Annotated in this window: 25 protein-coding genes; 15 read left to right on the forward strand and 10 right to left on the reverse strand. The window is 68.1% G+C overall.

The genetic code is table 11. The features are described from left to right. Positions 1-79 precede the first annotated feature (79 nt). Together J0J01_RS20465 and J0J01_RS20470 are read left to right on the forward strand one after the other, a co-directional pair. Positions 80-868: an amidohydrolase family protein gene (locus tag J0J01_RS20465; RefSeq protein WP_296383992.1), complete on the forward strand. Its 789-nt coding sequence runs from the start codon at positions 80-82 to the stop codon at positions 866-868. 10 nt (positions 869-878) lie between these two features. Then, entirely contained in the window at positions 879-1,292 is a 414-nt protein-coding gene (locus tag J0J01_RS20470) for a FixH family protein (RefSeq protein ID WP_296383994.1), read from the forward strand. Here J0J01_RS20470 and J0J01_RS20475 read toward each other — a convergent pair. Together J0J01_RS20475 and ruvX are read right to left on the reverse strand one after the other, a co-directional pair. Further along, on the reverse strand, positions 1,271-1,405 hold the full coding sequence (locus tag J0J01_RS20475) for a hypothetical protein (protein WP_296383996.1): 135 nt from the start codon (positions 1,403-1,405) through the stop codon (positions 1,271-1,273). The two genes, J0J01_RS20470 and J0J01_RS20475, sit on opposite strands and share 22 nt — an antisense overlap. A 310-nt stretch (positions 1,406-1,715) precedes the next feature. After that, positions 1,716-2,192 carry a Holliday junction resolvase RuvX gene (gene ruvX / locus J0J01_RS20480; protein ID WP_296383998.1) on the reverse strand — a complete coding sequence of 159 codons (477 nt, stop codon included), beginning with the start codon at positions 2,190-2,192 and terminating at the stop codon, positions 1,716-1,718. A gap of 48 nt (positions 2,193-2,240) precedes the next feature. Here ruvX and J0J01_RS20485 point away from each other — a divergent pair, with 48 nt between their 5' ends. From J0J01_RS20485 to J0J01_RS20510, 6 genes are all read left to right on the forward strand, one after another. Beyond that, the gene (locus tag J0J01_RS20485; RefSeq protein ID WP_296384000.1) at positions 2,241-4,757 is read left to right on the forward strand and encodes a cation:proton antiporter; all 2,517 of its coding nucleotides are present in this window, start codon (positions 2,241-2,243) and stop codon (positions 4,755-4,757) included. Further along, positions 4,757-6,073 (forward strand): LLM class flavin-dependent oxidoreductase, encoded by a 1,317-nt coding sequence (locus J0J01_RS20490; RefSeq protein WP_296384002.1) that lies wholly within the window; start codon positions 4,757-4,759, stop codon positions 6,071-6,073. The genes J0J01_RS20485 and J0J01_RS20490 overlap by 1 nt, the downstream gene beginning before the upstream one ends. After that, positions 6,074-6,496: a GNAT family N-acetyltransferase gene (locus J0J01_RS20495; protein ID WP_296384004.1), complete on the forward strand. Its 423-nt coding sequence runs from the start codon at positions 6,074-6,076 to the stop codon at positions 6,494-6,496. Positions 6,497-6,627: 131 nt separating this feature from the next. Further along, a complete protein-coding gene (gene gatC / locus J0J01_RS20500) occupies positions 6,628-6,945 on the forward strand; it encodes an Asp-tRNA(Asn)/Glu-tRNA(Gln) amidotransferase subunit GatC (RefSeq protein WP_296384006.1) in 318 nt (105 codons plus the stop codon). A 3-nt stretch (positions 6,946-6,948) separates the two neighbouring features. Continuing rightward, positions 6,949-8,421: an Asp-tRNA(Asn)/Glu-tRNA(Gln) amidotransferase subunit GatA gene (gatA, locus tag J0J01_RS20505; protein WP_296384008.1), complete on the forward strand. Its 1,473-nt coding sequence runs from the start codon at positions 6,949-6,951 to the stop codon at positions 8,419-8,421. Between the two features lie 353 nt (positions 8,422-8,774). Beyond that, on the forward strand, positions 8,775-9,386 hold the full coding sequence (locus J0J01_RS20510; RefSeq protein ID WP_296384010.1) for a LysE family translocator: 612 nt from the start codon (positions 8,775-8,777) through the stop codon (positions 9,384-9,386). A 330-nt stretch (positions 9,387-9,716) separates the two neighbouring features. Here the strand turns inward: J0J01_RS20510 and J0J01_RS20515 are convergent, their stop codons facing one another. Beyond that, on the reverse strand, positions 9,717-10,688 hold the full coding sequence (locus J0J01_RS20515; RefSeq protein WP_296384011.1) for a ferritin-like domain-containing protein: 972 nt from the start codon (positions 10,686-10,688) through the stop codon (positions 9,717-9,719). A 41-nt stretch (positions 10,689-10,729) separates the two neighbouring features. On the opposite strand from J0J01_RS20515, the gene J0J01_RS20520 reads away from it, so the two are divergent. Further along, on the forward strand, positions 10,730-11,242 hold the full coding sequence (locus tag J0J01_RS20520; RefSeq protein ID WP_296384013.1) for a hypothetical protein: 513 nt from the start codon (positions 10,730-10,732) through the stop codon (positions 11,240-11,242). Between the two features lie 27 nt (positions 11,243-11,269). Further along, entirely contained in the window at positions 11,270-12,991 is a 1,722-nt protein-coding gene (locus tag J0J01_RS20525; RefSeq protein ID WP_296384015.1) for an amidohydrolase family protein, read from the forward strand. A 9-nt stretch (positions 12,992-13,000) separates the two neighbouring features. Here the strand turns inward: J0J01_RS20525 and J0J01_RS20530 are convergent, their stop codons facing one another. Further along, positions 13,001-14,041: an LLM class flavin-dependent oxidoreductase gene (locus J0J01_RS20530; RefSeq protein ID WP_296384017.1), complete on the reverse strand. Its 1,041-nt coding sequence runs from the start codon at positions 14,039-14,041 to the stop codon at positions 13,001-13,003. 25 nt (positions 14,042-14,066) lie between these two features. Beyond that, positions 14,067-14,642, reverse strand: a complete 576-nt coding sequence (locus J0J01_RS20535) for a TetR/AcrR family transcriptional regulator (RefSeq protein WP_296384019.1) — start codon at positions 14,640-14,642, stop codon at positions 14,067-14,069. A 76-nt stretch (positions 14,643-14,718) separates the two neighbouring features. Between J0J01_RS20535 and J0J01_RS20540 the strand changes: the two genes are divergently transcribed. After that, the gene (locus tag J0J01_RS20540) at positions 14,719-15,225 is read left to right on the forward strand and encodes a pyridoxamine 5'-phosphate oxidase family protein (RefSeq protein ID WP_296384021.1); all 507 of its coding nucleotides are present in this window, start codon (positions 14,719-14,721) and stop codon (positions 15,223-15,225) included. Here the strand turns inward: J0J01_RS20540 and J0J01_RS20545 are convergent. Continuing rightward, positions 15,222-15,518: a hypothetical protein gene (locus J0J01_RS20545; RefSeq protein ID WP_296384022.1), complete on the reverse strand. Its 297-nt coding sequence runs from the start codon at positions 15,516-15,518 to the stop codon at positions 15,222-15,224. The genes J0J01_RS20540 and J0J01_RS20545 overlap by 4 nt on opposite strands. Before the next feature lie 86 nt (positions 15,519-15,604). Next, complete coding sequence (locus tag J0J01_RS20550; protein ID WP_296384023.1) at positions 15,605-16,828, reverse strand: cytochrome P450; 1,224 nt, start codon at positions 16,826-16,828, stop codon at positions 15,605-15,607. A 65-nt stretch (positions 16,829-16,893) separates the two neighbouring features. Between J0J01_RS20550 and J0J01_RS20555 the strand changes: the two genes are divergently transcribed. Beyond that, on the forward strand, positions 16,894-17,475 hold the full coding sequence (locus J0J01_RS20555) for a TetR family transcriptional regulator (protein ID WP_296384025.1): 582 nt from the start codon (positions 16,894-16,896) through the stop codon (positions 17,473-17,475). Here the strand turns inward: J0J01_RS20555 and J0J01_RS20560 are convergent. From J0J01_RS20560 to J0J01_RS20570, 3 genes are all read right to left on the reverse strand, one after another. After that, the gene (locus J0J01_RS20560) at positions 17,462-18,457 is read right to left on the reverse strand and encodes a tripartite tricarboxylate transporter substrate-binding protein (RefSeq protein ID WP_296384027.1); all 996 of its coding nucleotides are present in this window, start codon (positions 18,455-18,457) and stop codon (positions 17,462-17,464) included. The two genes, J0J01_RS20555 and J0J01_RS20560, sit on opposite strands and share 14 nt — an antisense overlap. Before the next feature lie 61 nt (positions 18,458-18,518). Next, on the reverse strand, positions 18,519-18,941 hold the full coding sequence (locus J0J01_RS20565) for a DUF4168 domain-containing protein (RefSeq protein WP_296384029.1): 423 nt from the start codon (positions 18,939-18,941) through the stop codon (positions 18,519-18,521). Positions 18,942-19,064: 123 nt separating this feature from the next. Next, positions 19,065-20,045: a tripartite tricarboxylate transporter substrate-binding protein gene (locus J0J01_RS20570; RefSeq protein ID WP_296384031.1), complete on the reverse strand. Its 981-nt coding sequence runs from the start codon at positions 20,043-20,045 to the stop codon at positions 19,065-19,067. Between the two features lie 176 nt (positions 20,046-20,221). On the opposite strand from J0J01_RS20570, the gene J0J01_RS20575 reads away from it, so the two are divergent. From J0J01_RS20575 to J0J01_RS20585, 3 genes are all read left to right on the forward strand, one after another. Beyond that, positions 20,222-21,133: a 5'-methylthioadenosine/S-adenosylhomocysteine nucleosidase gene (locus J0J01_RS20575; RefSeq protein ID WP_296384034.1), complete on the forward strand. Its 912-nt coding sequence runs from the start codon at positions 20,222-20,224 to the stop codon at positions 21,131-21,133. A 17-nt stretch (positions 21,134-21,150) separates the two neighbouring features. Then, complete coding sequence (gene gatB / locus J0J01_RS20580) at positions 21,151-22,599, forward strand: Asp-tRNA(Asn)/Glu-tRNA(Gln) amidotransferase subunit GatB (RefSeq protein WP_296384035.1); 1,449 nt, start codon at positions 21,151-21,153, stop codon at positions 22,597-22,599. A 301-nt stretch (positions 22,600-22,900) separates the two neighbouring features. Next, positions 22,901-23,668, forward strand: coding sequence for an N-acyl homoserine lactonase family protein (locus J0J01_RS20585; RefSeq protein ID WP_296384050.1), 768 nt, complete (start codon positions 22,901-22,903; stop codon positions 23,666-23,668). The last annotated feature ends 46 nt before the right edge of the window (positions 23,669-23,714 follow it).

The raw sequence follows: 23,714 nt of genomic DNA on the forward strand, positions 1-23,714 counted from the left end.
TGTCACCCCGAGCGAAGCGAGGGGTCTTTAAGGCCACAGGAAAGATCCCTCGCTTCGCTCGGGATGACAGAGGTACCCGATGAAAAAGTCGCTGGCCGCCGTCCTGCTGCTCCTGCCGCTGGCGGCGCGGGCCGAGACCGAGATGCCGATCTTCGACGCGCATCTGCATTACAGCCACGATGCCTGGGAGGTCGTGCCGCCGCAGGCCTTCGTCGACATCCTGCGCAAGGCTAACATCAAGCGCGCCCTGGTCTCGAGCTCGAACAACGAGGGCACCAAGATGCTGCAGGACCGCGCGCCCGAGATCATCGTGCCGGAGCTCAGGCCCTACCGCTCGCGCGGCGAGCTCGGCACCTGGGCGAAGGACCCCACGGTGATCCCGTTCATCGAGGACCTGCTGGCCAAGCGCAAGTACGTGGCGATCGGCGAGTTCCACATCTACAGCGCCGACGCCGACCTGCCCAACATGCGCCGCGTCGTGCAGCTCGCCAGGCATTCGGACGCCGATGCGGTCGAGCGCCACTTCGCGCAGGACCCCGAGGCGCGTGTGCGGTGGGCGCATTCGGGCTTCGAGCGGCCGGAAACCGTGCGGGCGATGCTGAGCAAGCATCGGAACCTGTGGTGCGATCTCGCCTTCCTCACCGCGCACGCCTCGAACGGCAAGGTGACGCCGGGCTGGCGGGAGGCGTTCCTCGAGTTCCCCGACCGCTTCCTGGTCGGCACCGATTCCTTCACGCCCGAGCGGCTGCATTATGTCGCCGAGCATGCGCGCTGGTCGCGCCAGTGGCTGGCCGACCTGCCGCGCGATACCGCGGAGAAGATCGGCTTCAGGAACGGCGAGCGGCTGTTCGGCGGCCCCACGCCATGAGGTTGGCTCCATGAGGCTGTGGGCCGCGCTGCTCGCCCTGTTCGTCTCGACGCCGGCCTGGGCCGATTGCCCGCTCGATCTCGGGCACGGCACCGGCGTGGTCTTCTATTCCGACCAGTACATGATCGCGATGCGCCCCGAGCCGTTCCGGATCGAGGTCGGCCAGCCCTTCATGCTGATCATGAACGTCTGCACCAAGGCCGGCGACGCGGCCGAGCTGGTCCGGGTCGACGCCACCATGCCCGAGCACAAGCACGGCATGAACTACGCGCCGACGATCAGGGCCCTGGGCGACGGCCGCTACCGCGTCGACGGCCTGCTGTTCCACATGCCGGGCAACTGGGAGGTCGCCGTCGACGTGCGCCCCGCCGACAAGCCCGGCGCCGAGACCTCGCGGCTCACTTATGACTTCGTGCTGAAGTGAAGCTGGTCCTTCTCCTCGTCCTGCTCGTCCTGCTCGCCGCCGTGCGGCAGGCGGCGCAGGGCGAGGTGACGGTCGATTGGAGTGCGGGTGAGGTGAGGGCCGTCGCCGCTCATGGGCCGTGACCGCCGGCGCCGGCCGCCGATCCCAGCAACCGCGTCTCGGGCCTCCCGGCCGCGATCGCGCTCGGCCGCCATCTGTTCGACGAGCCGCGGCTGTCGAGCGGGCCGATGGCCTGCGCGGAAGAGAGCGCCGACCTCGTCGCTTTCCTGCGAACGCTCTACGTTGCGGCGCCGAAGCTCGCGCCCCTTCCACCGCTCTGTCCCTCGAGTTGAATTCGTCGTCAATCGATCATAAATTAAGGCCGAGAAATCGCGTTGGCAGCGCGGTCCAATCGAGTCTCACGGCACGAGACTCGTGAGACTCCTAGCGCAGCCGCGGCAGCGCGCTTTCCAGGATCCACGCCGCCGCCGCGGCATCGACCCGCTCGGCGCGCTTGGCGCGGCTCATGTCGTAGTCGTCGATCATGCCGCGGGTGACCGCCGCGGTGCTGAGCCGCTCGTCCTGGAACAGCACGGGCAGCGCCGCCAGCGCGGCCGGGCCGTGCTTGGCGATGTTGGTCGCGAACTGACGCACCGACTGGCAGCGCGAGCCCTCGCTGCCGTCCATGTTGAGCGGCAGGCCGATCACCAGCGCCTTGGCCTCGTGCTTGCGGGCGAGCTCGGCGAGGGCGGCGAGGTCGGCCGCCAGCTTGGCGCGCTTCAGCGTGGTGAGCGGCGTGGCGAGGCTGCGCAGCAGGTCGGAGGTCGCCACGCCGATCGTCTTGCTGCCGACATCGAGCGCCATCAGCCGGCCTTCGTGCGGCAGCATGGTCTTGAGCGCGGCAATTTCGACGATCGGCATGGCGCGGTTATAAGCTGACAAGCGCGTCCCGCAAGGTAGGTTCAGCCGGTGAGCGATATCCTGTACGCCCTGCTCGCGATCACGATGGTGCTGACCATCGTGAGCGTGCTCGTGCCGCTGTCGGAGCGCCTGCGCCTGCCGTTCACCGTGCTGCTGGCGATCGCCGGCATGGCGCTGGGCTTCGCCGGCACCTGGATCATCCGCAGCGACCACGCCTTCGGCCTGCTCGGCGACATGTTCGCCGGCCTCGACAAGCTCGAGGTCGGCACCGACGTCTTCCTGCCGCTGTTCCTGCCGCCGCTTCTGTTCACCGCCGGCCTGACCATCGACGTGCGCCGCCTGCTCGACGAGGTGTTCGCCGTGCTGCTGCTGGCGATCGTCGCGGTGCTGGTCTGCATCGCCGTCGTCGCCGCGGCCGTGCATGCGGTGACCGGCGTCGACATCATGGTCTGCCTGCTGATCGGCGCCGTCGTCTCGACCACCGACCCGGCGGCGGTGATCGGCATCTTCCGCGATGTCGGCGCGCCCAAGAGATTGTCGATCCTGGCCGAGGGCGAATCGCTGTTCAACGACGCGGTCGCCATCGCCGCCTTCGGCTTCTGCATCGAGCTGCTGCTGCGCCAGGCCGACCCCGACGTGGCCCACGCCCTCGCGACCGACATCGCCAACCCGGTCATCGCCTTCTTCCGCGAGTTCGCCGGCGGCATCCTGTTCGGCTTCATCCTGGCGCGGCTCACGATGCTGATCCTGCCGCGGCTCGGCGATTCGGACGCCGCCGTCGCCTCGGTTACGGTCAGCCTCGCCTATCTCGCCTATGTCGTCGCCGACCACTACATCCACGTCTCGGGCGTGGTTGCTGTCGTGGTCGCGGCGCTGACGGTCGCGGCCTACGGGCCGACCCATCTGCATCCCAAGCGCTGGACGGCGCTGCGCCAGCTCTGGACCCAGCTCGACTTCTGGAGCAACTGCCTGATCTTCGTGCTGGCCTCGATGCTGGCGGCCAACGTGCTGCCGCAGATCACCTGGCTCTATGTCGGCGGCCTGGCGGGCGTGGCGCTGGGCGCCTTCGTGGCCCGCTTCCTGGTCGTGTTCGGCATGCTGCCGCTGCTCGAGATGAGCCGCCTCGTCCAGCCGGTCAACGGCCGCTACAAGGCGATCCTGGTGTGGGGCGGCCTGCGCGGCGCGGTGACCATCGTGCTGGCCATGGTGGCGGCGAGCGACGGTCGGCTGTCGTCCGACGTGCGCGAGTTCGCCGCCGTGCTGGCGACGCTGTTCGTGCTGTTCACCCTGTTCGTCAACGCCACCACGCTCGGCCTGGTGATCCACGTGCTCGGGCTCAACAAGCTGACGCGGCTCGAGCTGGCGCTGCGCGACCGCGTGCTGGCGCTGTCGCGCATCAACGTTACCCACCACCTGCAGCAGATCATGCGCGAGCACAATGTGCGGGTCGAGCACATCGACGTCGATCCGCTGTCGGCCGGCGACGAAGCGGTCGAGGCGCCACCGCCCGAGCTTGCGCTCGACCTCAGCGAGCGCATCGGCGTCGGCCTGCTGACGCTGTGCACCCAGGAGCGCGAGCTCTATCTCGAGCAGTTCGAGCAGCAGACCCTGTCGCGCCGCATGGTCGCCATCCTTATGGCGCGCGGCGACCGGCTGATCGACGCTGTGCGCGACCGCGGCGCCGAGGGCTATCAGAAGACCATCCGCGACTTCGCGTTGCCCGACACCGCCTTCCGCATCGGTCTGTGGCTGCATCGGCGGCTGCGCATCGACCGCGTGCTGACCGAGCGGCTGGCCGACCGGTTCGAGGTCCTGATGGTGCAGCAGGACGTGCTGGCCGAGCTGGCGATGTTCAACGTCCATGCGGTCTCCGACCTGCTCGGCGCCGACGCGGAGGCGCGCCTCGCCGAGGTGATCCAGGACCGCCAGGAGCTGGTGGCGCACGCCCTGCACGCGCTCAGCCTGCAGTATCCGGGCTACGCCGAATCGATCCGCGACCGCCAGCTCGAGCGGGCGGCGATCCGGCTCGAGGCCGCCGAGTACACTCGGCGGCTGCGCGAATCGATCATCGGCCGCGAGGTCTATGCCGACCTGCGCCGCCAGCTCAACAAGCGGCGTGAGGCGATCGCCGACCGGCCGCCGCTCGATCTCGGGCTCGAGCTGCAGGGCATGATCGCGCGCGTGCCGCTGTTCGCCGGCCTCGACCTCGACGCGGTCGCCGAGCTCGCCAAGCGCCTGCAGGCGGTGGTGGCGCTGCCGGACGAGAGGATCGTCGCCGTCGGCTCCAGACCCGACGCCATGTACTTCATCGCCGCCGGCGAGGCGACGGTGGTACGCGAGGGCGTGCGCATCGTGCTGAACGAGGGCAGCTTCTTCGGCGAGATGGGCCTGCTCGACAAGAAGCCGCGCAACGCCGACGTGATCTCCGACGGCTACAGCCATCTGCTGATGCTGCATCGGCGCGACTTCGACCGGCTGCTCGACAAGCGGCCGGAGCTCAGGGCAGGGATCGAGGCGGAGGCGATGCGGCGCACTGCGCCGAGCGCCACGCCGGTTGCCGAGTGATGCCCGCGAAGATGCATCTGGCCCAGTTCCTGGTGCACGGGCCGACTTATCACAGCCTGGCGATGTGGCGGCATCCGAGGACGGCGGCGGCGGGCTACGACTGGACGCGGCCGGCGCTCTACCAACACATCGCGCAGGTCTGCGAACGCGGCCTGTTCGACATGGTGTTCTTCGCCGACCTCAACTACATCTCCGACACCTATCGCGGCTCGCTGGAGCCCGCGCTGCGCTACGCCGCGCAGGCGCCCGAGCACGATCCGATCCCGCTGCTGTCGTGGATGGCGGCGGTCACCAAGCATATCGGTGTCGCCGCGACCTTCTCGGTCAGCCAGCACCATCCGTTCTATGCGGCGCGGCTGTGGGCGACGCTCGACCATCTCACCGACGGTCGCGCCGGCTGGAACGTCGTGACCTCGATCAACCACAACCAGGACGCCAATTTCGGCGTCGACCGGCCGCCGGCCGACGTCCGCTACGACCGCGCGCACGAGTTCATCGAGGTCTGCCGCAAGCTGTGGGCGAGCTGGGACGAGGACGCGGTGGTGATGGACCGCGACGCCGCGGTGTTCGCCGACGCGACCAAGGTGCGGCGGATCGAGCACGAGGGTGCGTTCTTCAAGTCGCGCGGGCCGCTCAACGTCGTGCGTTCGCCGCAGGACGGGCCGGTGATCCTGCAGGCCGGCACCTCGCCCAAGGGCATCGACTTCGCCGCAAAATACGCCGACGCGATCTTCGCCATCCAGCCCAGGCCGCAAGATGCCAAGCGCTACTTCGACACCATCAAGGGGCGGATGGCCGAATTCGGCCGGCCGCCGTCGCACTGCCGCATCCTGTTCGGCATGCAGCCGATCGTCGGCTCGAGCGAGGCGGAGGCCCGCGAGAAGCAGGACGAGCACAACGCCCTGATGCCGCTCGAAGGCGGCATGACCATCCTGTCTGCGCACGCGGATTACGACCTGTCGAAGATCGACCTCGAGGCGCCGATGGCCGACCGCACCGAGCCCGAGCTGCAACGGCTCAAGACCCGCTTCCGCAAGGCCTCGGGCGAATCGATGACCTTGCGCGAGGTGGCGCAGCGGCACGGCCAGAGCGTCGGCCTGCCGCAGTTCGTCGGCACCGTGAAATCGGTCGCCGACCAGATGGAGGCGTTCCTCGCGGAGGCGGGAGGCGATGGCTTCATGCTGTCGCCGATCTACTGCCCCGGCGCGATCGAGGAGTTCGTCGACCAGGTGGTGCCGGAATTGCAGCGCCGCGGCCTGCTGCGCACCGAGTATCGCGGCCGCACCGCGCGCGATCTGTTGCGGCAGGAGGATTGAGTGAGCGACCCGACCGTCATCCTGACCGACGCGCCCGAGGCGGGCGATGTCGCGGTCATTTCACAGGGCCTCGGCGCCTACAATGTCGAGCAGAGTGGCATCCGGGATTACAAGCCGCTGGCGGTGCTGGTGAAGGGCGCGGCCGGCCAGACGATCGGCGGCATCAGCGGCCGCTCCTCGCTCGGGCTGCTGTTCCTCGACCTCGTCTATTTGCCCAAGACCGTGCGCGGCGGCGGGCTGGGCAGCCGGCTGCTGGCGATGGCGGAGGAGGAGGGCCGCAAGCGCGGCTGCAAGCGGGCGGTGCTCTACACCATCAGCTTCCAGGCGCCGGACTTCTATAAAAGGCATGGCTGGCGGGTGTTCGGTGAAATTCCCTGCGACCCGCCGGGGACCAGCCGGATCTTCATGACTAAGGAATTGTGACGGCGTAGCCGTCATCCCGAGGCGGAAGCCGAGGGACCTCTGGAACCCCAAAGATCCCTCACTTCGTTCGGGATGACAGATGGCGACAAACCCGCTACCACCCCGCCCATTCCGCTGTTTGGAGTCGTTGGATGTCGCTCGACAAGGAGACGGTGGCGCGCATTGCGCGTCTGGCCCGTCTGAAGGTGCCCGAGGAGGAGCTCGAGCCGCTGGCCGGCGAGCTGTCGGGGATTCTTGCCTGGATCGAGCAACTGAACGAGGTCGACACCAAGGACGTGGCCCCGCTCGCCAGCGTGTCCGACGTCACCCTGCCGATGCGCGAGGACAAGGTCACTGACGGCGGCATCGCCGAGAAGGTGCTGGCCAACGCGCCGGGCGGTGCCGTGTACATCGAGCCGACCGACCGACACGCCGGCGGCTTCTTCACCGTGCCGAAGGTGGTGGAGTAGGCGATGGCTGCTCTCACCGATCTGACGCTCGCCGATCTGGCGAAGGCGATGGCGAAGAAAGAAGCCAGCGCCGTCGAGGTTGCCGACGCGCACCTGAAGAAGCTCGACGAGCATCGCGCGCTCAACGCCTTCATCACCGAGACGCCGGACAAGGCGCGGGCGATGGCCAAGGCGTCCGACGAGCGCCGCGCGCGCGGCGAGGCCGGGCTGCTCGAAGGCGTGCCGCTCGCGATCAAGGACCTGTTCTGCACCGAGGACGTGCAGACCACGGCGGCCTCCCACATCCTCGAAGGCTTCGTGCCGCCGTACGAGAGCACCGTCACCACCAACCTGTGGAAGGCGGGCGCGGTGATGGTCGGCAAGACCAACCTCGACGAGTTCGCCATGGGCTCGTCGAACATGACGAGCTATTTCGGCGGCGTCGAGAACCCGTGGAAGCGGCGCGGCGACAACCGCAAGCTGGTGCCGGGCGGCTCGTCCGGCGGCTCGGCGGCGGCGGTCGCGGCCTACATGGTGCCGGGCAGCACCGGCACGGACACCGGCGGCTCGATCCGCCAGCCGGCGTCGTTCTGCGGCATCGTCGGGCTGAAGCCGACCTACGGCCGCTGCTCGCGCTGGGGCGTGGTGGCGTTCGCGAGCTCGCTCGACCAGCCGGGCCCGTTCGCCCGCACCGTCGAGGACTCGGCGATCCTGCTGCAGGGCATGGCCGGCCACGATCCCAAGGACTCGACCTCGGCCCCGCTGGCCGTGCCGGACTTCGCTGCGGCCGCGCGCAGCCCCGACATCAAGGGCCTCAGGGTCGGCATCCCGAAGGAGTACCGGGTCGACGGCACGGCGCCGGAGATCGTGGCACTGTGGGACAAGGGTATCGAGATGATGAAGGCGGCGGGCGCCAGCATTGTCGAGGTCTCGCTGCCGCACACCAGGTACGCGCTGCCGGCCTATTACATCGTGGCGCCGGCGGAGTGCTCGTCGAACCTCGCGCGCTACGACGGCGTGCGTTACGGACTGCGCGTGCCGGGCAAGGACCTCACGGAGATGTACGAGAGCACGCGCGCCGCGGGCTTCGGCAAGGAAGTGCGCCGGCGCGTGATGATCGGCACCTACGTGCTGTCGGCCGGCTACTACGACGCCTACTACAAGAAGGCGCAGCAGGTGCGGGCGCTGATCGCGCGCGACTTCAAGGACGCCTTTGCCAAGTGCGACGTGCTGCTGACGCCGACCGCGCCGACCGCAGCCTTCGCCGCCGGCGAGAAGATGGACGACCCGGTGACCATGTACCTCAACGACATGTTCACCATCCCGGCCTCAATGGCGGGCCTGCCCGGCATCTCGGTGCCGGCGGGCGTCGACAAGGACGGCCTGCCGCTCGGCCTGCAGCTGATCGGCCGCGCCTTCGACGAGGTGACGATGCTGAAGGCGGCCGCGGCGCTCGAGCAGGCCGCCGCGTTCAAGGGCCGCGCCGCAGGGTACTGATGCCGTTGCTGGTCGAGCTCGCGGTCGAGCCGCGATCTCGCGCCGATGCCGAACGGCTCGACGGCTTAGGCCGGTCAATCGGCGCAACGGCCTGTGGATAAGGGCTCGCGGTACCGGCTCATTCCGGGCAATGGACCGGCAAGCGCCCCTTGAATCGCCTGGCAGATTTTCGCGGCCATTGCCCATATTAGGTGTTGGACGCGGAATGCTGCAGTGTGAGGTCGACGATGACCTCGCGCCCGCTCGGTGAATTGGCGGCAGTTGGCGCTACTGCGCTACCCCCTGCCGGGCCCGGGAAGAGTTAGCGCGGTTTGCGAGGTTTCCGCGGCCCCCTGTTGGGAGAGGAAATTGCCATGTCGCTCGAGCTGTACGCTGCCTATCTGGTCGCCTGCCTCATCGTCATCATCGTGCCGGGGCCGACGGTGACCCTGATCCTGGCCAACAGCCTGCGGCACGGCATGCGCGCCGGGCTGATGAACGTGCTGGGCACGCAGATCGGGCTCGCGATCATGATCGCCATCGTCGGCATCGGCCTGACGTCGCTGATCGAGGCGATGGGCCACTGGTTCGATTGGCTGCGGCTTGCCGGTGCGGCCTATCTGGTATGGCTCGGCTGGAAGATGATCCGCGCGTCGGGCGAGGCGGTCGACGGCCGGCCGGCGCGCACGCCGCGCGGCGGCTTCGTCATGCAAGGCGCGCTGGTGGCGCTCAGCAACCCCAAGACCCTGCTGTTCTTCGGCGCTTTCTTTCCGCAATTCATCGATCCGGCGCGCGGCCACGGCCTGCAGATCCTGATCATGGGGCTGACGGCGATGCTGTTCGCTGCGGTGTCCGACAGTGCCTATGCGCTGGCCTCGGGCCGCGCCGGCCGCGTGCTGTCGGCCCGGCGGGTCCGGCTGCTGAGCCGCATGAGCGGCGGATTCCTGATCGGCGGCGGGGTCTGGCTGGCGCTGTCTCGGCGCTAGCCCGGAGAGAAAACTCCCTTGCCGCCACCACAGCGACAGCCGGAAAATCGACTGGGCCGCCGGAGGGAAGTAGAGACGACCGTGCGGCGGCGGCAAGGGCACGGTGTCGAATTCCCCAACACGACACCGATCTCTCGTTGTCCTGAGTAGCCCAGCCGCCGAATCACCGCGCGTGAATAGGGCGTGAAAAAAGCGCCGCCTTGTTGGTCGTCCTAAAGCACATTCCATCTGGCTAGCCGGATGGAATGTGCCGCGTGAAACCAGAATCACCCGCGCGCGCATTTCCGAGCCGATGGAACCGCGAGCGGTTCCATCGGCTCGGAAATCGCTCTAGGCCGCGAGCTTGAGCCCGAAGGATTCGAGGCTCGGCGCGATGCGCTCGGTGATCAGGCCGACCTTGCGCAGGTTGCGGACCAGCCCGTCGTGCAGGTCGCGGCGGAAGTACTTGCGGAAGGCAGTCTCGTCGCCGCCGGCCGCGCGCTCGCGGCGGAACTGCTTGATCTCGTCGAGCTCGGTCTTGCCGAAGCCGAATTCCTGGTAGACCGGCAGCGGGAAGGTGCCGGCGAGCGTGCGGCCGAGCGCCCACACCGCGAAATCCTCCATCTCGCGGTGCTCCGCCTCGGTCGCCTGCGCCACGAGCTCGGGCAGCGAGAGCATGGCGAAGCCCATGTGGCGCGCCTCGTCCTGCAGGATGCGGCGGCAGACCTGGCGCAGCACGGCGTCCTTCGAGGACTCCGCGAGCATGCGGAACAGCGACACCGCGAAGGTCTCGGCAACGAGCTGCAGGCCGATCGTCTTGAGATACCAGGAGGAGGTGCCGAGCAGTGTGTCGAAGATCTCGCGCACGTTGCTGCCCACGGGATAGATCTCGCCGTCGAGCCGGAGGTCGACGTAGCGCTGCAGCACCTCGTTGTGCCGTGCCTCGTCGGCGACCTGGGTCGCCTGGAAGAGCTTGGCGTCCTGGCCCTGCACGCACTCGACGAGCTGGCTGCACAAAAGCATGGCGCCGTGCTCGCCCTGCACCAGGGTCGACAGCCGCCAGCGCGTGATGCGGCGGTTGAGCTCGACCCGGTCGGCCTCCGACATCGCGGCCCAGAAGCGTGTGCCGTTGATGTCGACCAGGTCGTCGGAGATCAGGCCGCCGTCGCCCTCGAGCGGCACCGCCCAGTCGATGTCGCGGGCGGCGTTCCATTGGTCGATCTTGGCCTGCTCGTAGAGCCGGCGCAGGTCGGACTGGTCGCTCGCATAGTCATGACGGAAGTGCGCAGTGTTACGCGTCTCGACCTGGTGCCCGTTCGCCACGGCGTTCCTCCCATGTCGTTCTTCCGATAGTCTGGGCGGGCATGAGGGCTTCGGCAAGTCTGCTCTGGCTGGGCGCTGCGGTCACGCTCAGCGCCTTCGCGTCGGCCTACGTCGTCGCCATGTTCGTGGCCGACCGGCTGGCCGACTGCACGACGCCCGCGGTGCTGCCGGTCGCCTATTCCGTCATGCTGGGCTACGCCATCGTCGGCGCCCAGATCGGCATCAACAACCTGGTGAATTCGGGCCGCCCGCCGCCCTATCTCGAAGAGCTGCAATGGGCGAGCTTCGTCCTGATCGGGCTGGGCATGGTCTGGGTCGGCTTCGCCTACAGCATCTGGCTGGTCGTGGGCTTCCTGATGCTGTTCTTCGTGCCGCTGGGCGCGGTCTACCTGATCGTCGGCGTGCCGGTCTTCGCGGCCGTGATGCGGCTCTACGAGCGGGCCGTGCCGGATCTCGACGCGGCGTCGGCCTGGCCGGCGACCGTCCTCGCGGTCGCGCCGTTCGTCGTCTTTCCGCTCCGCGATATCGAGGCGCGCTGCGGGGTTTTGCAGTAAGCTCTCTCAAAATCCGGGAGTGAAACCATGGCGGACTACGATCTGGTCGTACGCGGCGGCACCATCGCGGACGGCACCGGCGTGGCCACGCGCGAGGCCGATGTCGCGGTCAAGGACGGCAAGATCGTCTCTGTTTGCGCGGTGTCCGGCAAGGGCAAGGAAGAGATCGACGCCAAGGGCCTGCTGGTCACGCCGGGCTTCGTCGATATCCACACGCATTACGACGGCCAGGCGACCTGGGATTCGCGGCTGCAGCCCTCGAGCTGGCACGGCGTCACCACCGCGGTGATGGGCAATTGCGGCGTCGGCTTCGCGCCGGTGAAGATCGAGGACCGCCAGCGCCTGATCGAGCTGATGGAAGGCGTTGAGGACATCCCCGGCGCCGCGCTCGACGAGGGCCTGAACTGGTCGTGGGAATCGTTCGGCCAGTACCTCGATGCGCTGGATGCCCGGCCGCGCGACATGGATCTCGGCGCCCAGCTGCCGCACGGCGCGCTGCGCGTCTTCGTGATGGGTGAGCGCGCGGCGCGGCTGGAGGAGGCGACGCCCGAAGAGGTCGCGCAGATGCGGACGCTCACTGCCGAGGCGATGCGTGCCGGCGCGCTAGGCTTCTCGACCTCGCGCACGCTCAACCACCGCACCGTGAAGGGCGATCCGACGCCGTCGCTGCGCGCCTCCGAGGCCGAGCTGCTGGGTATCGCGATGGGCATGAAGGACGCCGGGAGCGGCGTGATCGAGTTCATCTCGGACTTCAACACGCCCGACCCCGAGAGCGAGTTCGAGATGATCGACCGGCTGCTCGGCGCCAGCGGCCGGCCGTTCTCGGTATCGCTGGCGCAGGCGCACCGGCGGCCCGAGGGCTGGCGGCTGCTGCTCGGCCTGGTCGAGGGACTGGCCGGCAAGGGCCACGCCGTCAAGGCGCAAGTGGCGCCGCGGCCGATCGGCGTGCTGCAGGGCCTGCAGGCGAGCCGCATCCCGTTCTCGATGTGCGCCTCCTACAAGGCGATCGCCAAGAAGGGCGTCGCCGAACGGCTGGCGATCATGCGCGATCCGTCGTTCCGCGCGAAGCTGCTGGAGGAGGCGCGCGAGCCGCTGCGCTCCGACATGGCGGCGCGGCTCACCGACTACGACCGCATGTTCCCGCTCGGCGATCCGCCGAACTACGAGCCCGACCAGGACAGCTCGCTCGGCGCCCGGGCGCGGCGCGAGAACCGCGATCCCCGCGAGGTCGTGTACGACTACCTGATCGAAGGCGAGGGCAGGAACTTCATCTTCGCGCCGTTCGCCAACTTCGCCGCGTTCAACCTCGACTGCTGCAGCGAGATGATGCAGAGCCCGCACACGCTGATCGGGCTGGGCGACGGCGGCGCGCATGTCGGCCTGATCTCCGACGGGTCGTTCCCGACGACCCTGCTGGCGCATTGGGGCCGCGACCGCGCGCGTGGCCGGCTCGACGTCGCCTGGCTGGTCAAGCGCCAGACCCAGGACAATGCCCGCGCCGTCGGCCTGCACGACCGCGGCGTGATCGCGCCGGGCTACAAGGCCGATCTCAACGTCATCGACTTCGACAAGCTCGGCGTCGAGGCGCCGGTGATGAAGTGGGACCTGCCGGCCGGCGGCAAGCGCCTGCTGCAGAAGGCGCGGGGCTATCGCGCCACCGTGGTCGCCGGCGCCATTACCTATCGCGACGGCGAGGCGACCGGCGCGCTGCCGGGCAGGCTGGTGCGGGGGCCACAGAAGGCGGCCTAGGGGAAAGGCCTACACGCTGGCGTGTCGCAGCTTCGGAATCACCTGGCTGCCGAATTCGGCGTACCACGCCTTCAATTTCGCCGGCGGCTGGGCCCGGTTGAAGGTGGCCGCGAAATGGCCGGCACCGGCCGCGCGGCTCTGCTCGATGATCTGCTCCGCGACGGACTGAGGCGTGCCGGCGATCACTTCGTCGTCGCCGATCGAGAAGGCGTGAGCCGTCGGCGTGTCGAGGACCGCCGGCCGGTCCGGCGTGTCGAGGCGGGGGTCGGCCTCGAGATACTTGCGCATGTTGCGGAGCTGGGTGTCGACGACCGCCGCGGCCTCGCCGTCGTCGCCGAGCATCGTGACCTGCCGGCGGATGCAGAGATCGTCCGGGCCGACCTTGCGCCCGGCCTTGTGCGCCTCGTCGCGGAACGCATCGAAGATCTCGATGATCTTGCTCAACGGATGGAAGCCGGTGCAGAGCTTGGCGCCGCGGCGCGCCGCCTTGCGCGCCGATGAGGCGCTCACCACCGTGACCCAGACCGGTGGCGACGGCTGCTGCAGGGGCCGCGGCGTGAGGCGCAGATTGTCGAACTGCCAGAACCTGCCGTGGTGTGAGATCACCGGGCTCTTCAGCGCGGCATCGAGGATGTCGAGGACTTCGTCGTTGCGCGCGCGTGCCTCGTCAGGCTCGAGGCCGACCTTCGCCATTTCATTGGGGATGCCGGCTGCGGTCCCGATCTCCAGCCGGCCGCCGGTGAGATGGTCCAGCATGCCGATCTCCTCGATCAGTTGCCACGGCGTGTGATAGGGCGCGACCATGCCCAGCGTGCCCAGCCGCAGTGTCCTGGTCCGCGCGGCGACATTGGCGATCAGCAGGTTGGGCGCCGGCGAGTAGGCGGCGCCGAAGTGATGCTCGCTGAAGAAGATGCCCTCGAAGCCGGCCGGCTCGGCACTCGCCCACAGGTCGAGATAGGCGTCGAAATAGTCCGCCGAGCGGGGCGCATCGAACCGCTCGTGAAACTCGATCGGTGCCCCGAAGAACTCGAAGATCCACGGCTTTATCATCGGCGCGCTCCCCCTGTGCCCCACCTTAGCGCCGGCTTGTGATCGCGCGGTAGGTCTCGGCGATCAGCTCGTCGACCAGCGGCGGCGGCGGCTCGCGGCGCTCGAGATGCTGGCGGACGGCGGCGATCGGCACCTCCGCCAGCACGAAGGTGGCGCGCCGCGTCTGCGATACGCCGCTGCGGCCGAAGGCCTGACGCGCGAAGGCTTTCAGACAGCTCTCGAAGCGCTGTGCCTGCTCGCGCACGCCCTTTCGCAGGCTCGCCGGCCAGTCGCCCGGCACGAAGTCGTGGCGGCTGTAGAGCAGCAGCAGCCGGGCATCGTCGAGGTTGCGGCGTACCCAGGCCGGGGTGTGAAGCGCGGCGGCGAGGCCGTCGCCCGCCTCGATCGCAGCCACGAAGCCCTGCTGGTAGGCGAGCACGGTGGTCAGCCACAGCTCGCCCAGCAGCGCGTCGCGCGAGGCGAAGCGATAGTAGAACGAGCCCTTCGGCGCCTTCAGGCGCTCGGCCACCAGATCGACCGTGATCGCCGCCGGGCCGCGCTCGGCCGCGAGCGCCCGCGCCGCGGACAGGAAATCGGCATTGTCGAACAGCGCGCGTCCCATGGATTTGTAGACTATTTAGTCTAGACTCAATGGTCAACATATGCAGAGTCGGAGGCATCGAAGATGGAGGTTTCCGATGCTGCACGAGCTGCTTGCCGGCGCGGCGAAGACGATGGCCAGCGTGCCCTATTGCTGGCTGGTGACGACGGCATCCGACGGCGTCCATGCCCGGCCGATGGGGCGCATCCCGCCCGAGGCGGGGGAGGACGCACTGACCGTCCGCTTCCTGACCGACGACCGCTCGCGCAAGGCGGCGGAGATCCGCCGCGACGGCGCGGTCACGGCGATCTTCGAGAACCAGGCCAGCGACGCCTATGTCGCGGTGACCGGCCGGGCGACCCTGCAGGAGGACCGCAGCGAGGTGCGGCGGCGCTGGAAGCGCGGCTACGACGTCTACTTCCCGAGCGACGACGACCGCGCTCACGCGGCCTTCGTCGAGGTCGCGATCGAGCGGCTGGAGCTGTGGATCCGCGGCGTCACGCCCGAGCCTTTCGGCATGAAGACGACGGTGGTCGAGCGCGACGGAGACGGCTGGCGGCCTGCCCGATCAGACCGACCGGAGATGCCGCAGGGAGAGTGTTAGCCCACCAAGTCGTATTCGAGGCGCACCTGATCGACGATCTTGACCAGCGCGATGAAGCAGCCGGGCTGCAGCTGGGTGAAGCCGTCGACCGTCCAGTTCGGCGCGCCGTCGCGCGAGACACGCAGCGGCTTGGGAAGCGCGGCGGCACAGCCGTCGTACTTGGGCTCGCGAGCCGCCAGCCGCGCGATGCGTTCGTTCAGATCGGCGTGGATCACCGCTGCGGTCGCGCGCTTCTTGATGGTCACAGGATGCAGGGTGTCTGCGTCGAGGCTCTGAAGGAACATATCAGGCATCGCTCGGCTCCTTGTTACGCGGGCCTTCGAGAGGGAGGCCTCATTCTGCCATACGAAGTAGGGAGCGGAAGCGTGCCTCGTCCGAGTCAAGACGCCGCAGTCAGCGCGACAGGCAGCGCCTCCAGACCGCGCAGGGTGAAGGTCGGCCGTCGCACCGGCGCGCCATTGAGCTCGATGCGCGCGAAATGATCGAGCAGCGCCTGGAAGGCGATCTCGCCCTCCATGCGGGCCAGCGCCGCGCCGAGGCAGTGATGGATGCCGCCGCCGAAGGCGACGTGGCGGCGGGCATCGCGGGTGACGTCGAGCCGGTGCGGCTCGGCAAACACCGCCGGATCGCGGTTGGCGGCGCCCAGGATCAGCAGGATCTCGTCGCCCGCCTTCACCGGGCAGCCGGCCGCCTCCATGTCCTCGATCACCACGCGTTGCGTGATCTGAACCGGGCCGTCGAAGCGCAGCAGCTCGTCGACCGCCGGCCCGATCAGCTCGGGCTGCCGGCGCAGCCGCTCGAGTTGATGGGGCGCGCGCAGTAGCGCCAGCATGCCGTTGCCGATCAGGTTCACCGTGGTCTCGTGACCGGCGACCAGCAGCAACACGGCGAGCGCCATCACCTCGCCCGACGTGATGCGGTCGCCGTCGACATCGACCGCCGCCAGGGCGGACAGCAGGTCGTTGCCGGGCAGCTTGCGGCGCGCCGCCAGCAGGTCGCCGAGATAGGCGCGCAGCTCGCCGCGCGCTTTCTCGATCGCGGCGTCGAGCTCGGCCGAGCGCAGGACGCTGGGATCGAGCGAGCGGGCGATCGCGCGCGACCATTCGGTGAAGACCGCCTCGTCGACCGCGGGCACGCCGAGCAGGGCGCAGATCACACGCACCGGCAATGGATAGGCGAAGCCCTCGATCAGGTCGGCTTCGGGCCCGCGAACCTTGAGGCCGTAGACCAGCTCGGTGGCGATGGTCTCGGTGGCGTGGCGCAGCTCCTCGATGCGGCGCGGCGTGAAGGCGCGGGCGACCAGGCCGCGCAGGCGGGTGTGGTCGGGCGGGTCCATGAACAGCATGCTCTGCGACTTGGCCTTCGGCGCGCTCTTGGCCTTCTCGGCCGTGGAACGCGATTCGTCGGTCGACAGCTTGGGATGGCGCAGCAGCGCCGTGACGTCGGCATGGCCCAGCGCGAACCAGATCGTGTCGGCGACCTGCAACAGCGGGGCGTTGCCGCGGAAGCGCTCATAGAAGGCATAGGGATCGTCGCGGAATTCGGGCGACATGGCGCCGCGGAAGAAGCGGTCGGCGAGGCTCGGCTGGGCGTGATCGGGCATGGAAAACCTCTACATGCAACTCGATACATTAGTGTATCTAGTTGCATTGAGCTAGAATCCCACCCATGTCAAGAGTGCGCACGCGCCCGACCCGGGACGACACGAGGGAAAAGCTGTTCGAGGCGGCCGCCGAGGTGTTCGAGGCGCAGGGTATCGGTGCGGCCAGCATCGAGGCGATCGCCGCGGCCGCCGGCATGACGCGCGGCGCGTTCTATTCGAACTTCGAGAGCAAGGACGACCTGATCATCGCCATGCTCGAGGACCACGTGGAGCGCTCGCTCAGGCATCATCGCGAGCTGCTGGAGAGGCATCGCGAGCCGGAGGATTTCATCGCTGCGCTGCGCACCGCCGAGCGCGGCCGGCACGATCCGCTGGGTCGCGCGCCGCTGTTGCATATCGAGCTGATCCTGTTCGCCGCCCGCTCCGAGAAGCGACGGCCCGAGCTCGCCAAGCGCCTCAGGGCGCGGCGCGAGATGGTGGCGGAGATCCTGTCGGAGCAGAAATTCGGCAACCCGGCTTGGACCAGCGCCATGCTGCTGGCACTGGAGGACGGTTTCAGGCTGCACCGGCTGGTCGATCCGGCGTCGATCCCGGCCGACAGCTTCCTGCGCGCGCTGACGCAGCTCCTGAAGCTCAGTCGGCCTTGATGTTGTTGTCCTGAATGACCTTGAACCAGCGTTCCTGCTCGGCCTTCTGGAAGGCAGCGAACTCGGCCGGTGTGCTGCCGAGGATCTCCATGTCGATCTGCTCGGCGAATTTCTGGCGGACATCGGGAGCGTTCACCGCCTTTACCAGCTCGGCGTGCATGCGCTCGACGATCGGCTGCGGCATGCCGGCGGGCGCATAGACGCCCCACCACGAATAGGTCGGGTACGTCTTGAGCCCCTGCTCGCCGAGCGTCGAGACGTCGGGCAGGCTGGCGGCGCGCCTGTCGCCCGTGGTCGCGAGCGGCCTGAGCTTGCCGGCCTGGAAGTGAGGCCGCAGCGCGCCGAGCGTGGTGATCGACATATCGGTCACGCCGGCCAGCAGGTCCTGCACCGTCGGGCCGCCGCCCTTGTAGTAGATCTGGTTGAGCTCGAAGCCGTTGGCCTTCTGCAGGTAGACGGCCAGCAGCAGCGCGCCGCTGGCCGACAGGAGGCCGATGCTGGGCTTGCCCGGCCGTTGCTTGGCGTCCGCCACGACGTCGGCGAAGGTCTTGTACGGCCGGTCCATCGGGCAGGCCGCGGCGAGCGGGGCGCGGCCGACGAGCATGACGTTCATCAGCTCGGAGTCCTTGTACGCCAGGTTGGGCGTGAAGGCCGGGATCAGGATGTGGCTGTCGAAAGTGACCATCCAGGTCTGGCCGTCGGGCGGCGCCTTGGCGGCGATCGCGGCGCCGATTGCGCCGGCGGCGCCCGGCTTGTTGTCGATCACCATGTTCCAGCCGGTGTTGTCGGCGACCTTGGCGGCGAGGATGCGCGCCACCGGATCGGTCGTGCCGCCGGGCGGGAAGGGCACGACCACGCGGATCGGGCCCTTCGGCCAATCGGCGGTCCCCTGGGCGGTTGCCGCTTGTGCGCGGGCAATGGCGGGAACGCCCAACGTCGCCGCGCTGCCGGCCAGCACGGTGCGGCGAGACACTCCCCTCATTGCAGCCTCCCAGGACACCTTCAGTTCCTGGGAGCGTATCACGAATGCCTGTTCAGCCGACCTATTTCAGCCGATCGATCAGCTTGTTGCGCACGGTCGAGTCGTTCTCGGCGACTTTCATGATCGCCATGTATTCGTCGACCGACAGGCCCTGGTCGGTGACGGCCTTCGTCACGTCCTGGTCGGCCTGGTCGAGGAGCCGCTCTTTCTCCGCCTTGTCCGGCGTCGCGGCCAGTTTCTTCTTGTAGGTGTCGCTGACGGCGGAGACCTGTTTCACCGCCTTGGCGGCCGCGTCGAGCTTCTTGTCGGAGAGATCCGCGGCCTTCGCGGTCGCGCCCGGTGTCGTGGTGTCCGGTATCGTGGTGTCCGGTGTCGTCGTCGACGATGGCGGCGAGGCCGGCTGGGTCTGCGCATTCGCGACGGGAATGAGCAGGAAGCTGGCCGCGGTGAAACCGAACGCGATGAATCTGCTGGTCGGGTGCATGTCGAAACTCCTCCATGGGGGGCAGCAGGGCGTTGACTAACGCCCGAGGACCGACGCCGGTCCATCCCGGGCGGTCGATCGGTGCGCAATCGAACCGCCACGGAGGAAATCCCGATCGAGGGCTTAGTCGCCCTTGATGTCGTTCTCCTTGACGACCTTGAACCAGCGCTCCTGCTCGCTCTTCTGGTAGGCGGCGAACGCCTCGGGCGAGTTGGTCAGGATCTCCATGTTGAACTGCTCGATGAACTTCTTGGTGACGTCCTCGGAGCGCACCGCCTTGGTGATCTCGGCGTGCATCTTGTCGACGATCGGCCGCGGTACGCCGGCCGGGCAGTAGACGCCCCACCACGAGTAGGACGGGAAGCCCTTCACGCTCTGCTCGATCAAGGTCGGCGTGTCGGGCAGCGCCGGCGTGCGCTGCTCGCCGGTGACACCGATCGGCCGGATCTTCTTGGCGAGAAAGTGCGGGCTGAACGAGGTCAGGCTCTGGATGGCGACGTCGGTGACGCCGGCGAGGATGTCCTGGTTGACCGGCCCGCCGCCCTTGTAGGGAATCAGGTTGAGGTCGACGCCGTTCTCCTTCTTGATCAGCGTCATCAGCACCAGCGCCTGGCTGGCGCCCAGCACGCCGATGTTGATCTTGCCCGGGCGTTTCTTGCCGTCGGCCACGACCTCCGCGAAGGTCTGGTAGGGCCGGTCGGGGTGCGCGCCGATCGCCTGCGGCGTGCGGCCGATCTGCATGACGTTGAACAGCTCGGAGTCCTTGTACGGCAGGCTGGGCGCGAAGGCCGGATTGAGGATGTGGCTGTCGAAGGTGACCATCCAGGTCTGGCCGTCGGGCGGCGACTTGGCCGCGACTGCCGAGCCGACCGCGCCGGTGCCGCCCGGCTTGTTGTCGACGATGATGTTCCAGCCCGTCGTCTCCATCAGCTTGGCCTGGATGATGCGCGCCACCGGGTCGGTCGAGCCGCCGGGCGGGAAGGGCACGACGATCTTGAGCTGGCCCTTGGGCCATTCGCCGACATTCTGCGCCCGCACGATGGCCGGCGCGGCAAGGGCCGCGATCGCGCCCGCAAGCAGCGAGCGACGGTGAAGACGGGTCATGACGCTTACTTCCTCCCAACACACATTTCAGTTTTGTCTGAAGCCTATACCACTCGAGAGCGGAGAGGGAGAGGGGGGCCGTCGGGGGCGTTGTCCTCGCAGCGCGCCAAGCCGGCGCCGACCACGATCTTGATTTTTTTGCCAAGCCCGGCCGCGCCGGCTATTTGAGCCCGATCATGCGCTTCCTCCTTGCCGTCCTGTGTGTGGTGTCCGCCCTGGTGACGGCGCCGTCGCGGGCCGCCGACCGCCTCGATGCCACGCCGCGCGTGGCGGTGATCTCCGCCTTCGAGCCCGAGTGGAAGGTGCTGAAGACAGCGGTCGAGGGGGCGAAGATCCATCAGGCCAACGGCGTGGAGTTCGTCACCGGCACGCTGGGCGGCCGCCCCGTGGTGCTGTTCCTGAGCGGCATCAGCATGGTCAATGCCGCCATGACCACCCAGCTCGCGCTCGAGCGCTTCGACATCACCGGCATCGTGGTGAGCGGCATCGCGGGCGGCGTCGATCCGTCCCTGCATGTCGGCGACGTCGTGGTGGCGCAGCAATGGGGCCAGTACCTCGAAGCGGTGTTCGCGCGCGAGATCGACGGCAAGTTCCAGCCGCCGCCCTTCATCAAGAGGCCGTATCCCAATTACGGCATGATCTTTCCGATCGAGATCGGCGTGCGCAGCGCCAAGGGCGGGCTGGAGAAGCGCTTCTGGTTCGAGGCGGATGCCGGCATGCTGGCGGCGGCAGGCAAGATCGGCGCGATCGAGTTGAAGCGCTGCATGTCGGGACAGGACTGCCTGCAGGCCGCGCCGCGCCTGGTCGTCGGCGGCAACGGCGTGTCGGGCCAGGCCTTCGTCGATAACGCCGCGTTCCGGCAATACGTCTCCGAGACCTTCAAGGCGCAGGTGCTCGACATGGAGACTGCCGCCATCGCGACGGTCGCCTACGCCAATGGGGTGCCGTTCATCGCCTTCCGCAGCCTGTCGGACCTCGCCGGCGGCGACCATGGCCCCAACGAGATGCGGGTCTTTTTCCAGCTCGCGTCGGACAATTCGGCGGCCGTCGTGCGGCGTTTCCTGACGGTGTGGACGCCACCCCGCTAGAGGGCTATCTACCCGCCATGTCCCTGATCAAAGGCGAAACCGGCGACTGGGAGGTCGTGCTGGGGCTGGAAGTCCATGCCCAGGTGATCTCCGAGGCCAAGCTGTTCTCCGGCGCTCCGACCGCGTTCGGCGCCGATCCCAACACCCAGGTGTCGCTGGTCGACGCCGCGATGCCGGGCATGCTGCCGGTGATCAATGCGCATTGTGTCGAGCAGGCGGTGCGCACGGGCCTGGGGCTGAACGCCAAGATCAACCTGCGCTCGGTGTTCGACCGCAAGAACTACTTCTTTCCCGACCTGCCGGCCGGCTACCAGATCTCGCAGTACAAGGACCCGATCGTCGGCGAGGGCGAGGTCGAGATCGACCTGGAGGGCGGCAAGAGCCGCAAGGTCGGCATCGAGCGCCTGCATCTCGAGCAGGATGCGGGCAAGAGCCTGCACGACCAGCATGCGACGCAGACCTACATTGACCTCAACCGCTCGGGCGTGGCGCTGATGGAGATCGTCAGCAAGCCCGACATGCGCTCGGCCGACGAGGCGGCGGCCTATCTCACCAAGCTGCGCTCGATCGTGCGCTATCTCGGCACCTGCGACGGCAACATGGACGAGGGCTCGATGCGCTGCGACGTCAACGTGTCGGTACGCAAGCCGGGCGAGCCACTCGGCACGCGCTGCGAGATCAAGAACGTGAACTCGATCCGCTTCGTGAAGCAGGCGATCGAGTACGAGGCGCGCCGCCAGGTCGAGATCATCGAGGCTGGCGGCAAGATCGATCAGGAGACGCGGCGGTTCGATCCCGGCCGCGGCGAGACGCGCTCGATGCGCTCCAAGGAAGACGCGCACGACTACCGCTACTTCCCCGATCCCGACCTGCTGCCGCTGATCCTGACCCAGGACTTCGTCGACGGCATCAAGAAGAGCCTGCCCGAGCTGCCCGATACCAAGAAGGACCGCTTCGTGTCGGCCTATAAGCTCACGCCGTACGATGCCGGCGTGCTGGTGGCCGAGAAGGAGACGGCGGAATTCTTCGAGACCGTCGCCAACGGCCGCGACGCCAAGGAAGCGGTGAAGCTCGTCACCGGCGACTTCTTCGCCATGCTGAACCGGCGCGGCGCCACGATCGCCGATTCGCCGATCAGCGCCGCCAACCTCGGCAAGCTGCTGGACCTCCAGGCCGACGGCACGATCTCGGGCCGCATCGCCAAGGATCTGTTCGTCGCCATGGAGGAGACGGGCAAGGACCCGGCGGTGCTGGTCGAGGAGCGCGGCCTGCGCCAGGTTACCGACACCGGCGCCATCGAGACGGCGGCCAGGGCGGTGATCGAGGCCAACCCGGACAAGGTCGCGGCCTACAAGGCCAAGCCCACCATGTTCGGCTGGTTCGTCGGCCAGGTGATGAAGGCGACCGGCGGCAAGGCCAACCCGAAGGCCGTCAACGAGACCTTGAAGAAGCTGCTCGACGCCTAGCCTTCCGGACCGCGGGCCTCCAGGCCCGCTCATATTCATCGGGGTCGCCTTGCCATTCGCGGTCTCGAAGGTGGTCTCGAGGATCATCGTGTCGGGCCGGTAGCAGCGGCGCGTCGCCGTGATCTCCTCATAGGGCTGTTTCAGCCAGAAGCCGTTGCTCTGGCCGCGGTCTTGCAATCGCCGTTCATGCCGCAGCTTTCGATCGGAGCGCTCATGGGAGGACGGTCCTGGCTGTCACAATCCGTCGAGAACGCACGCGGCGGCCATGGGGTTGCGGCCGGCGCCTGTGATAGGCTGGGGCATGACCGTGAAGCTGTACACCATGACCTGCGGCCGCCTGGTTGGCCGCCTCAAGGACATGATCGAGGGCGAGGATGGCGAGGTCGACCTGCCGATCCCGTCTTACCTGATCGAGCACCCGAAGGGCCGGGCACTGTTCGACACCGGCATGCATCCGCAATTGCGCAACGACGCCGCCGGCCGTATCGGCGAGCGGGCGGCGCGCATCTTCGGTTTCGAGCATTTCGGGCCGCAGGACGACGTGAAGTCGAAGCTGGAATCGATCGATCGCGATCCCGGCAAGGTCGACGTCATCGTCAATTCGCACCTGCATTTCGACCATGCCGGCGGCAACCAGTTCCTGCCCAACGCCACCGTAGTGGTGCAGAAGGCCGAATGGCAGGCGGCCCACGACTCCGAGACTGCGGCCAAGGTCGGCTTCTTCAAGGCCGACTTCGATCATGGCCATCCGGTGAAGCAGGTCGAGGGCGAGCACGACCTGTTCGGCGACGGCAGCGTGGTCTGCATCCCGACTTACGGCCACACGCCGGGCCATCAGTCGCTCAAGATACGTACCGACAAGGGCGACGTCGTCCTGACCGGCGACTCCTGCTACTTCTGCCGTACGCTGCGCGAACGGCGCCTGCCGCGCTTCGTCTACGATCGCGGGCAGATGCTCGCCTCGCTCGACCGGCTGGAGGCGTTGGAAAAGGGCGGGGCGACCCTGTTCTTCGGTCATGACCCTGACTTTTGGAAGAACGTCCCACAGGCGCCGGTGCCGGCCTTCTGATTCCGACGAGATGCTGTAACATTGCCTCCTCATAGTCCCCGCCAGA

The organism is Reyranella sp. (assembly GCF_017305915.1).
In the GTDB taxonomy this organism is placed as follows: domain Bacteria; phylum Pseudomonadota; class Alphaproteobacteria; order Reyranellales; family Reyranellaceae; genus Reyranella.

Bases quoted from the DNA above. Each gene is read 5' to 3' on its own strand.
- J0J01_RS20465 (WP_296383992.1), top strand. From the start codon at position 80: ATGAAAAAGTCGCTGGCCGCCGTCCTGCTGCTCCTGCCGCTGGCGGCG.
- J0J01_RS20470 (WP_296383994.1), top strand. From the start codon at position 879: ATGAGGCTGTGGGCCGCGCTGCTCGCCCTGTTCGTCTCGACGCCGGCC.
- J0J01_RS20475 (WP_296383996.1), bottom strand. From the start codon at position 1,405: ATGAGCGGCGACGGCCCTCACCTCACCCGCACTCCAATCGACCGTCAC.
- ruvX (WP_296383998.1), bottom strand. From the start codon at position 2,192: ATGCCGATCGTCGAAATTGCCGCGCTCAAGACCATGCTGCCGCACGAA.
- J0J01_RS20490 (WP_296384002.1), top strand. From the start codon at position 4,757: ATGCCCGCGAAGATGCATCTGGCCCAGTTCCTGGTGCACGGGCCGACT.
- gatC (WP_296384006.1), top strand. From the start codon at position 6,628: ATGTCGCTCGACAAGGAGACGGTGGCGCGCATTGCGCGTCTGGCCCGT.
- gatA (WP_296384008.1), top strand. From the start codon at position 6,949: ATGGCTGCTCTCACCGATCTGACGCTCGCCGATCTGGCGAAGGCGATG.
- J0J01_RS20510 (WP_296384010.1), top strand. From the start codon at position 8,775: ATGTCGCTCGAGCTGTACGCTGCCTATCTGGTCGCCTGCCTCATCGTC.
- J0J01_RS20520 (WP_296384013.1), top strand. From the start codon at position 10,730: ATGAGGGCTTCGGCAAGTCTGCTCTGGCTGGGCGCTGCGGTCACGCTC.
- J0J01_RS20525 (WP_296384015.1), top strand. From the start codon at position 11,270: ATGGCGGACTACGATCTGGTCGTACGCGGCGGCACCATCGCGGACGGC.
- J0J01_RS20530 (WP_296384017.1), bottom strand. From the start codon at position 14,041: ATGATAAAGCCGTGGATCTTCGAGTTCTTCGGGGCACCGATCGAGTTT.
- J0J01_RS20535 (WP_296384019.1), bottom strand. From the start codon at position 14,642: ATGGGACGCGCGCTGTTCGACAATGCCGATTTCCTGTCCGCGGCGCGG.
- J0J01_RS20540 (WP_296384021.1), top strand. From the start codon at position 14,719: ATGCTGCACGAGCTGCTTGCCGGCGCGGCGAAGACGATGGCCAGCGTG.
- J0J01_RS20545 (WP_296384022.1), bottom strand. From the start codon at position 15,518: ATGCCTGATATGTTCCTTCAGAGCCTCGACGCAGACACCCTGCATCCT.
- J0J01_RS20550 (WP_296384023.1), bottom strand. From the start codon at position 16,828: ATGCCCGATCACGCCCAGCCGAGCCTCGCCGACCGCTTCTTCCGCGGC.
- J0J01_RS20555 (WP_296384025.1), top strand. From the start codon at position 16,894: ATGTCAAGAGTGCGCACGCGCCCGACCCGGGACGACACGAGGGAAAAG.
- J0J01_RS20560 (WP_296384027.1), bottom strand. From the start codon at position 18,457: ATGAGGGGAGTGTCTCGCCGCACCGTGCTGGCCGGCAGCGCGGCGACG.
- J0J01_RS20565 (WP_296384029.1), bottom strand. From the start codon at position 18,941: ATGCACCCGACCAGCAGATTCATCGCGTTCGGTTTCACCGCGGCCAGC.
- J0J01_RS20570 (WP_296384031.1), bottom strand. From the start codon at position 20,045: ATGACCCGTCTTCACCGTCGCTCGCTGCTTGCGGGCGCGATCGCGGCC.
- J0J01_RS20575 (WP_296384034.1), top strand. From the start codon at position 20,222: ATGCGCTTCCTCCTTGCCGTCCTGTGTGTGGTGTCCGCCCTGGTGACG.
- gatB (WP_296384035.1), top strand. From the start codon at position 21,151: ATGTCCCTGATCAAAGGCGAAACCGGCGACTGGGAGGTCGTGCTGGGG.
- J0J01_RS20585 (WP_296384050.1), top strand. From the start codon at position 22,901: ATGACCGTGAAGCTGTACACCATGACCTGCGGCCGCCTGGTTGGCCGC.